Origin of the sequence: Pseudomonas sp. PDM13, from assembly GCF_025685765.1 — a bacterium.
Classification (GTDB): Bacteria; Pseudomonadota; Gammaproteobacteria; order Pseudomonadales; family Pseudomonadaceae; genus Metapseudomonas; species Metapseudomonas solani.
Map to the genome: position 1 here is coordinate 21,451 of NZ_JAOTQU010000045.1, position 6,907 is coordinate 28,357.

Genomic DNA, 6,907 nt, shown 5'->3' on the forward strand with positions numbered 1-6,907 from the left:
CTTACCAGCTGAGGAGGAACATCGCCTTGGCCAGGAAGATCACCCCCAGCATGTGCACCAGCACGCTGATGTGGATGCGCCGCGAACGCTGCGGCGTCATCTGCCCACGGCGCATCAGCACCACCACCAGCAGGAAGTGCCCGAGGATGCTCAGCGCCAGGATGATCTTCAGCGTCAGCAGGGTGCCGAAGCTGCTGGACAGCGGTGCATGCAACGCCGCCCGATAGTGCATGGCCAGCCCCAGCCCGGCACCGAACAGTGCCAGCACCACCCAGTGCATCACCTTGCGTGCGCGCTGCCCCAGCGCCTTGGAGAAGCGCTCGCGCGGCTCCTGCTCCAGCATCGGGGTGGCGCGGCTGAGAATCATCACCTCGAAAAACACCCCGCCAATGAAAAAGGCAGCGGCGGTCAGGTGGATGAACTTGAGCAGCAGGTAATGCATGGCGGGCTCCCGAACGGCGGATGGCGGCGGGCACTAAGCCCGTTGCCGATCATGCCGCGTACCGCGAAGCGCGCCCTGACCTGGGTCAGCTGTGGGTGAGGCGGCGAGGAGTCCATCGGTGCAGCGCGCCGCCCGGCTTCAATGCACCGGCGGCAGCAGGAAGCGTGCGATCAGGGGCAGGTGGTCGGAGATGCGCAGGGTATCGAGTTGGCGCACGCGTGCGTCGATGCGGGTCAGGCGGGGGCTGTGGAATACGTAGTCGAGGGTGCGGTCCGGCCCCGTCACGCGCGGGTCGTTGGGGAACTGGGTGAACCAGCGCTGGCGCTCGGTGCCGTCGGTTTCCTCGGCGGCGGGCACCCTCGGATAGGCCTTCAGCGCGTCCAGCTCGCTGTCCGGGGCGAAGCGGCTGCGTTGCACCGCGTCCAGGTGCGGGTACTGGCCGGGTGGCAACTGGTTGAAGTCGCCGCCCAGTACCCAGGGCGTGCGCTCCCGCTCCAGTTCGTCGAGCAGGCTGCGGGTCATCGCCAACTGGCGCTGTGCGGTGTCCTGGCCTGGCACCCAGGGGTCCAGGTGGGTGTTGATCGCCGCCAGGCGCCCGCCTTCGCGCACCGGCAGGTAGCTCACCAGCAGCGCCGGCTTGCGTTCGAAGGGGCGCTGCAGCAGGTCGCCTTCGGCGAGGGGCAATTGCAGGCGTTCAGCACTGTCCATGCGCAGGCGGCTGAGGGTCGCCAGCTTCATGCCGACGCTGCCGAGGATGTGCGGCTGCGGCACGAAGGCGGCCTTCCGGTAGAACGCCTGGGTGCTGCAGGGATAGACGTCGGCGAGGCGCTCGCGCAGCAGGGCCAGCTGGTCCTGGTAGTCGGTGGCGCGGGCGCCTTCGTCCAGTTCCTGGAGGAACACCAGGTCCGGTTGCTCGTCGCGCAGCACGCGCACGACCTCGTCCAGGCTGTAGGCCACGTCGGCGGCCGTCGGGCGTTCGTCCGGGCCTTCGCGGTCAGGCAGGTCGTAGTAGAAGACGTAGCGCTTTCCGGCCAGGTACTGCAGGTTCCAGGTCATCACCTTCAAGGCCTGGCCGGGTTGCAGCAGCGGCGCTTCGGCCACGCAGCTCACCCGCTCCTCCTCGCGTGCGGCGGGGTGCCAGGTCAGGCTGTAGACCAGCGCAACCAGGGCGACGGCGATGATCAGCAGGCAAAGCAGGAGGCGGCGCAGTAAGGGTGGCATCGGCTGGGAGCTGGGCTTGGCTGGAACCGGGAATGGCCGAGCATACCCGAGCGGGCGGCCTGGCCAAAACCCATGGCCAAGCGAAGCGGCCAGGACGCGTGAGCGACGCTATTCTTGTCTTGTCGCGATGGATCGCAGAGCAGTCCGGTAAAGCCGGTTTGCGCATTCCTCGGGTTGCCCTAACATTCCCGGCCCCGTAGGCAAGGGTCTTGCAGGATCGACCCGACAGTCCCGACTTCCAGGAGCAGGCATGCATCGCCAGATAGTGGTCAGTCCCGCCGAGCCGCCGGCCCTTCGCCGTGTTGGCCCGTGGCTGTTCGTGGTGCTGGGGTGGTTGCTCGGCGCCACCGCGGCGCTGGCCGAGGAACGCGCGCCGCTGCGGGTGATGACCGATTATTGGCCACCCTTCCGCATGGAGGGCGAGCGCGGTGCCCTGCATGGCCTGGACATCGACCTGCTGGCCGAGCTGGAGCATCGCACCGGGCTGCGCTTCGATGTGCAGCGCGCGCCCTGGGCCCGTGGCCTGGCTGCCTTGCAGAGCGGCTCGGCGGACCTGATGACGGGCCTGGCGCGCACCCCCGACCGCGAGCGCTACATCGACTACCTGCCCATTCCCTATTACGCCTGCGCACCGCGCCTGTACGGCACGCCGGAGCTGGCGGCGAGCATCACCCGCTACGAGCAGCTGCGCGGCCCCACCATCGGCTACGTGCTGGAGTCGGTGTACTTCCAGCCCTTCGATTCCGATGCCGGCTTGCGCAAATCAGGGGTCAACAACGAGCAGCAGCTGCTGGAGATGCTCATGCGCGGGCGCCTGCAACTGGTGATCGGCACCGATTGCCAGGTGGACTACGAGCTGCGCGACCCGCGCCTGGCCGGGCGCATCGTCAAGACCGGCTACCAGCCGCAGACCCGCACCGAGCTGTTCATCGGCTTCACCCAGCAGCACCCGCTCACCGAGGAAAAGAAGCGGATCGCCACCGCCCTGCAGCAGATGCTCGACGAGGGCTGGGTGGCCGAGGCCGCCAAGCGCTACCAGCCCGCCACTCAGTGAGCGTGGGGTTCGACCACCAGTTCGTAGTCCAGGCTGGTGTCCCAGAACGCCGCCTCGATCTTGTGCCCGTCCGGGTCCCGCACGAAGCAGCCGAAGTAGGGCGCGCCGTATTCCGCGCGGGGCCCCGGCTCGCCATCGGAACTGCCGCCGCCGGCCAGGGCCGCCTGGTAGAAGGCCTGCACCGCGTCCTTGTCCGCCGCGAAGAAGCCGATGTGGGTGCCGTTGCCGGTGCTGGCGGGCTTGCCGTCGATGGGCTTCTGCACCCAGAACTCCGGGTACTCGCGGCCATAGGCCACGGCGCCGGGGTGCTCCAGTACGCGGCGGCAGCCGAGGGTCGGCAGCACCTTGTCGTAGAAGGCGAGGGCGCGGTCGAAGTCGTTGGTGCCGAGCGAGATATGGGAAAGGATGCTGGGGTTTTCGGCCATGGAATGAATCTCCCTGTGCAATGGCCCGGACAAGATTAGCCGGCTTTCAGTGTTCCGCTGCCGGCTCCCCCAGCAGGCTGAACAGGCGGAAGATCAGCACGCTGGTGAACAGTTGCAGGAAGCCGTCCAGGCAGTCGACGAAGATGCTGGCGACGGTGTCCGGGCGTTCGCCCAGCTCGCCATAGGCCCACCACTCGAAGAGCCACACCGGCCCCATCGCCAGGAGGATGCAGCAGAGGATGGTGAGGAAGTGCCCGTCACTCATGCGGAAGCTCTGCTTCATGGCGTCCATCGGCGACATGCCGTCCAGCACCAGCAGGTACTCGGCGAATGCCAGCCGGCTCATGACCCACAGCCCCGGCAGGATCAGCAGCGAGGCGCCGAGCATGATCAGCAGCGTACTGAAGGCCGCCAGCACCGCGAAGGACGGCCAGCGCAGCAGCGCCAGGCCCCATATCTGCTTCTTCTTCAGGCTCACGCGGCTGCTGCGGCTGTCGAGGAAAACGATCAGCGCGCCGGTGTAGAGCGGGTAGAACACCAGGCGGATGAGCAGGTCTGAGGCCGCCGAAGGCGTCTCGCCCATCCAGGCGGAGGCCAGTTGCAGGGCCAGTGCCTCCAGCAGGATCACCGGCAGGCAGAGCGAGGCGATCATGCCGAAGTGACGGCTGAAGAAGTACCAGGAGTCGCGCAGCAGCAGCAGGGGGTTCATCGACGGCGCCATAGGAATGCAGGGCAATGAGGCAACTCTAGTCGATGCCTCGCACCATCTCCAAGGCGCCGCACGTGCTAGAGGGCGGCCTGCGTCGATCCGCCTCGCCGCCGGAAGCGCGCCAGCCAGAGCGCCGCACCCAGCAGGCTGAGTTCCAGCAGGAACGACCAGTGCAGGATGAAGTTCAGCCACCAGGGCTGGTAGCGCGGCGTCACGGTGGCCAGGGAGAAGGCCTGGTCGACCCAGGGCGCCAGCCACCAGATATCGCCCACCACGCTGTCCAGCAGCAGGTGCACGCAACCGTTGAGAGTAAAGAGCACGAGCAGCACCGGCACCCAGGTGCGCTGCGCCAGACGCTGCCAGGCGAGGGCCAGCGCCAGGGCGCCGAACCACACCACAGGCCAGTGGCTCCAGTAGCTGTGGTGGTGATGCTGGCGACCATCCACCAGGTGGAAATAGAGCATGTCCAGGTCCGGGGCGAAGGCCCCGAGCAGCGCCACCGCCAGCCACAGGCGCGGGCTGCAGGCAGCGGGGCGGAAGCGACGTTCCAGCAGGGCGCCGATCAGGTAGCCCGTGGGCAGGTGGGCGACGATCACGATGCCAGTCCGGCCAGCAGGGCCTCGCTCTCCAGCACCTCGGCGTACTCGCCGGCGAGGTTGGCCATGGCCATGTCGTGCACTTCTTCGGCGCTGCGCGGGCGGCCGGCCCAGTCGGCCTTGGCGAAGGTGTAGCAGGCGTCGGCTACTACTGTGGTGGCGAAGCCCAGGTTGCTGGCGCTGCGCGCGGTGGCCTCCACCGAGTTCTCGCTGGCGACCCCGGTGATCACCACGCGGCGGATGCCGCGCACATGCAGCCAGCGCTCCAGGGCGCTGTGGGTAAAGGCATCGGTGACGTTCTTCTCCAGCACCTGCTCGCCAGGTGCCGGCGCCAGCGCCGGCTGGAACAGCGCGCCGTCCTGCCCCGGGGCGAACACCGAGCCCGGCTCGCGGGACATGTGGCGCACGTGCACCAGCGGCCAGCCGTGCTCGCGCCAGTGGGCGAGCAGGGCGGCGATGCGTGCTTCGGCCTGGGGGTTGTTGCGTGGCGTGGTGACGCGGGCGATGCCCTGCTGCATATCGATGATGATCAGGGCGGGAGGCGCGTGGAGAGGGTCGTTCAGCGGCATATCGGGTGTCCTTTCCTCGGTGCTGGCATACTGTGCGCCGACTCTAGCAGACCGTTGAAAAAACTGACTGCGTTGCCATCGCTGCGTTAAGAACAGTCTCGTGCGCGAGTCCGATCAAAATGCTCATTTACAGCGCGTAGACTCCGCTTTTTTCGCCTGTTCTTGCCTTGCGCTGGCTGCCTCGTTTACGTTTTTTCGCAGCTTTAAACCCACGCCCGCCACCCGAGGAAAACCGGTGAAGAAGATCGCAGTGTTCGCCGATGTCCAGAACCTCTACTACACGGTGCGCCAGGCCTATGGTTGCCACTTCAACTACACCGCGCTGTGGAAGGACATCGCCGCCCGTGGCGAGATCGTCGAAGCCTATGCCTACGCCATCGACCGGGGCGACGCCCGCCAGCAGCAGTTCCAGCAGATCCTGCGCAACCTCGGCTTCACCGTGAAGCTCAAACCCTTCATCCAGCGTGCCGACGGCTCGGCCAAGGGCGACTGGGATGTGGGCATCACCATCGACATCCTCGACGCCGCCGCGCGGGTGGACGAGATCGTCCTGGCCTCCGGCGATGGCGACTTCGACCTGCTGCTGGACCGCGTTCGCGATCATGGCGTCGAAGCCGTCGCCTATGGCGTACCCGGCCTCACCGCTCAATCGCTGGTGCGCGCCGCCAGCCGTTACGTACCCATCGAGGGTGGCCTGCTGCTCAAGTGACAGCGCGCCGCCCCCGCGAAACACTGGAAATCCCGTGGACCCCATAGCCGTCATCGACTTCGAAACCACCGGCGTCACGCCGGGGGACAACTGCCGCGCCACCGAGATAGGCGTGGTCATCCTCGAGCAGGGCCGCATCGTCGACCGCTACCAGAGCCTGATGAACGCCGGCGTCTGGGTGCCGCCCTTCATCGAGAGCCTCACCGGCATCAGCAACGCTATGGTCCGTGCCGCACCGCCGGCGGCCCAGGTGATGGGCGAGGTGGCGGATTTCGTCGGCGACATCCCGTTGCTGGCGCACAACGCCTCCTTCGACCAGAAGTTCTGGGACGCCGAGCTGGCGCGCCTCGGCCGCCGTCGCCGGCAGGCCTTCGCCTGCTCCCTGCTGTTGTCGCGTCGCCTGCTGCCGGAGGCGCCCAACCACAAGCTCGGCACCCTCAACAGCTGGGCGCGCCTGCCTCACAAGGGCCAGGCCCACCGGGCGCTGGCCGATGCCGAGATGGCGGCCAACCTCACCCTCTTCATCGCCGAGCGCCTGCGTGACCGCCACGGCGTGCAACGGATCTCCCACGAGCTGTTCTGCAGCCTGCAGAAAGTCCCCGCCGCCAAGATCCTCGATGCGCTGAAGCGGCTGTAGATGCGCTCGGAACCCCGCGCGGCGATGCGCCTCGGGTGGATGACGCTCTTTTCATCCACCAGGCGATGTCGAGTCCCGCACCGCCTGGTGGGAGCGAATTCATTCGCGATGGAATGTCCGGCCACGCGTAGCTCAGTGCCGGCGGCGGGTCTTTCGCGGCTGAAGCCGCTCCCACAGGATTGCCCGCAGCGATGCCGAATAGGACTGCGTTGGGCCTCGCTGCGCTCGATACCAACCTAGGAAGCCGTGCGCGGCGATGCGTCCGGGAGCATCTGTGGTGGCAGCTCTGCGGCCTGCTTGGCGAATGAATTGGCTATGTGTGCGTTAGCTGTTGTGGTTTTAATGCAGGAGCTCAAACACGGTGCTTTCCGGGCACCAAAGGATTTCTGCCACCGCCACCGCATGGGTTTCGCTTCGCTCTACGCCATCCTACGAAAGCCGCCGCTACGTGCACGTTGGGTTGGTGCGCACATCAATGTGTGGATTTGAGCGAAGAAAGTTGGAGCAGCCGCCAACGCCCCTCCAGGAGGCTGAACGCAGTCGTT

The 6,907-nt window shown here is 67.0% G+C and carries 9 protein-coding genes; 3 read left to right on the forward strand and 6 right to left on the reverse strand.

Features of this window, described 5'->3' with window-relative positions:
* Position 1: 1 nt before the first annotated feature.
* Entirely contained in the window at positions 2–442 is a 441-nt protein-coding gene (locus tag OEJ36_RS29755; RefSeq protein WP_263404567.1) for a CopD family copper resistance protein, read from the reverse strand.
* A gap of 138 nt (positions 443–580) precedes the next feature.
* Complete coding sequence (locus OEJ36_RS29760; RefSeq protein WP_263404568.1) at positions 581–1,663, reverse strand: endonuclease/exonuclease/phosphatase family protein; 1,083 nt, start codon at positions 1,661–1,663, stop codon at positions 581–583.
* A 250-nt stretch (positions 1,664–1,913) separates the two neighbouring features.
* Between OEJ36_RS29760 and OEJ36_RS29765 the strand changes: the two genes are divergently transcribed.
* Positions 1,914–2,717, forward strand: coding sequence for a substrate-binding periplasmic protein (locus tag OEJ36_RS29765; protein WP_263404569.1), 804 nt, complete (start codon positions 1,914–1,916; stop codon positions 2,715–2,717).
* Here OEJ36_RS29765 and OEJ36_RS29770 read toward each other — a convergent pair.
* From OEJ36_RS29770 to OEJ36_RS29785, 4 genes are all read right to left on the reverse strand, one after another.
* Positions 2,711–3,142, reverse strand: coding sequence for a VOC family protein (locus tag OEJ36_RS29770; protein ID WP_263404570.1), 432 nt, complete (start codon positions 3,140–3,142; stop codon positions 2,711–2,713). The genes OEJ36_RS29765 and OEJ36_RS29770 overlap by 7 nt on opposite strands.
* Before the next feature lie 46 nt (positions 3,143–3,188).
* Positions 3,189–3,851 (reverse strand): YciC family protein, encoded by a 663-nt coding sequence (locus tag OEJ36_RS29775; protein WP_263404571.1) that lies wholly within the window; start codon positions 3,849–3,851, stop codon positions 3,189–3,191.
* A gap of 77 nt (positions 3,852–3,928) precedes the next feature.
* Entirely contained in the window at positions 3,929–4,447 is a 519-nt protein-coding gene (locus tag OEJ36_RS29780) for a metal-dependent hydrolase (RefSeq protein ID WP_263404572.1), read from the reverse strand.
* Positions 4,444–5,016 carry a cysteine hydrolase family protein gene (locus tag OEJ36_RS29785; RefSeq protein WP_263404573.1) on the reverse strand — a complete coding sequence of 191 codons (573 nt, stop codon included), beginning with the start codon at positions 5,014–5,016 and terminating at the stop codon, positions 4,444–4,446. The genes OEJ36_RS29780 and OEJ36_RS29785 overlap by 4 nt, the downstream gene beginning before the upstream one ends.
* Before the next feature lie 235 nt (positions 5,017–5,251).
* Here OEJ36_RS29785 and OEJ36_RS29790 point away from each other — a divergent pair, with 235 nt between their 5' ends.
* Complete coding sequence (locus OEJ36_RS29790; protein ID WP_021217618.1) at positions 5,252–5,725, forward strand: NYN domain-containing protein; 474 nt, start codon at positions 5,252–5,254, stop codon at positions 5,723–5,725.
* Between the two features lie 34 nt (positions 5,726–5,759).
* Entirely contained in the window at positions 5,760–6,362 is a 603-nt protein-coding gene (locus OEJ36_RS29795; protein ID WP_263404574.1) for a PolC-type DNA polymerase III, read from the forward strand.
* The last annotated feature ends 545 nt before the right edge of the window (positions 6,363–6,907 follow it).

Excerpts from the sequence above, each read along its gene's own strand:
- OEJ36_RS29755 (WP_263404567.1), bottom strand. The coding sequence starts at position 442 with ATGCATTACCTGCTGCTCAAGTTCATCCACCTGACCGCCGCTGCCTTT.
- OEJ36_RS29760 (WP_263404568.1), bottom strand. The coding sequence starts at position 1,663 with ATGCCACCCTTACTGCGCCGCCTCCTGCTTTGCCTGCTGATCATCGCC.
- OEJ36_RS29765 (WP_263404569.1), top strand. The coding sequence starts at position 1,914 with ATGCATCGCCAGATAGTGGTCAGTCCCGCCGAGCCGCCGGCCCTTCGC.
- OEJ36_RS29770 (WP_263404570.1), bottom strand. The coding sequence starts at position 3,142 with ATGGCCGAAAACCCCAGCATCCTTTCCCATATCTCGCTCGGCACCAAC.
- OEJ36_RS29775 (WP_263404571.1), bottom strand. The coding sequence starts at position 3,851 with ATGAACCCCCTGCTGCTGCTGCGCGACTCCTGGTACTTCTTCAGCCGT.
- OEJ36_RS29785 (WP_263404573.1), bottom strand. The coding sequence starts at position 5,016 with ATGCCGCTGAACGACCCTCTCCACGCGCCTCCCGCCCTGATCATCATC.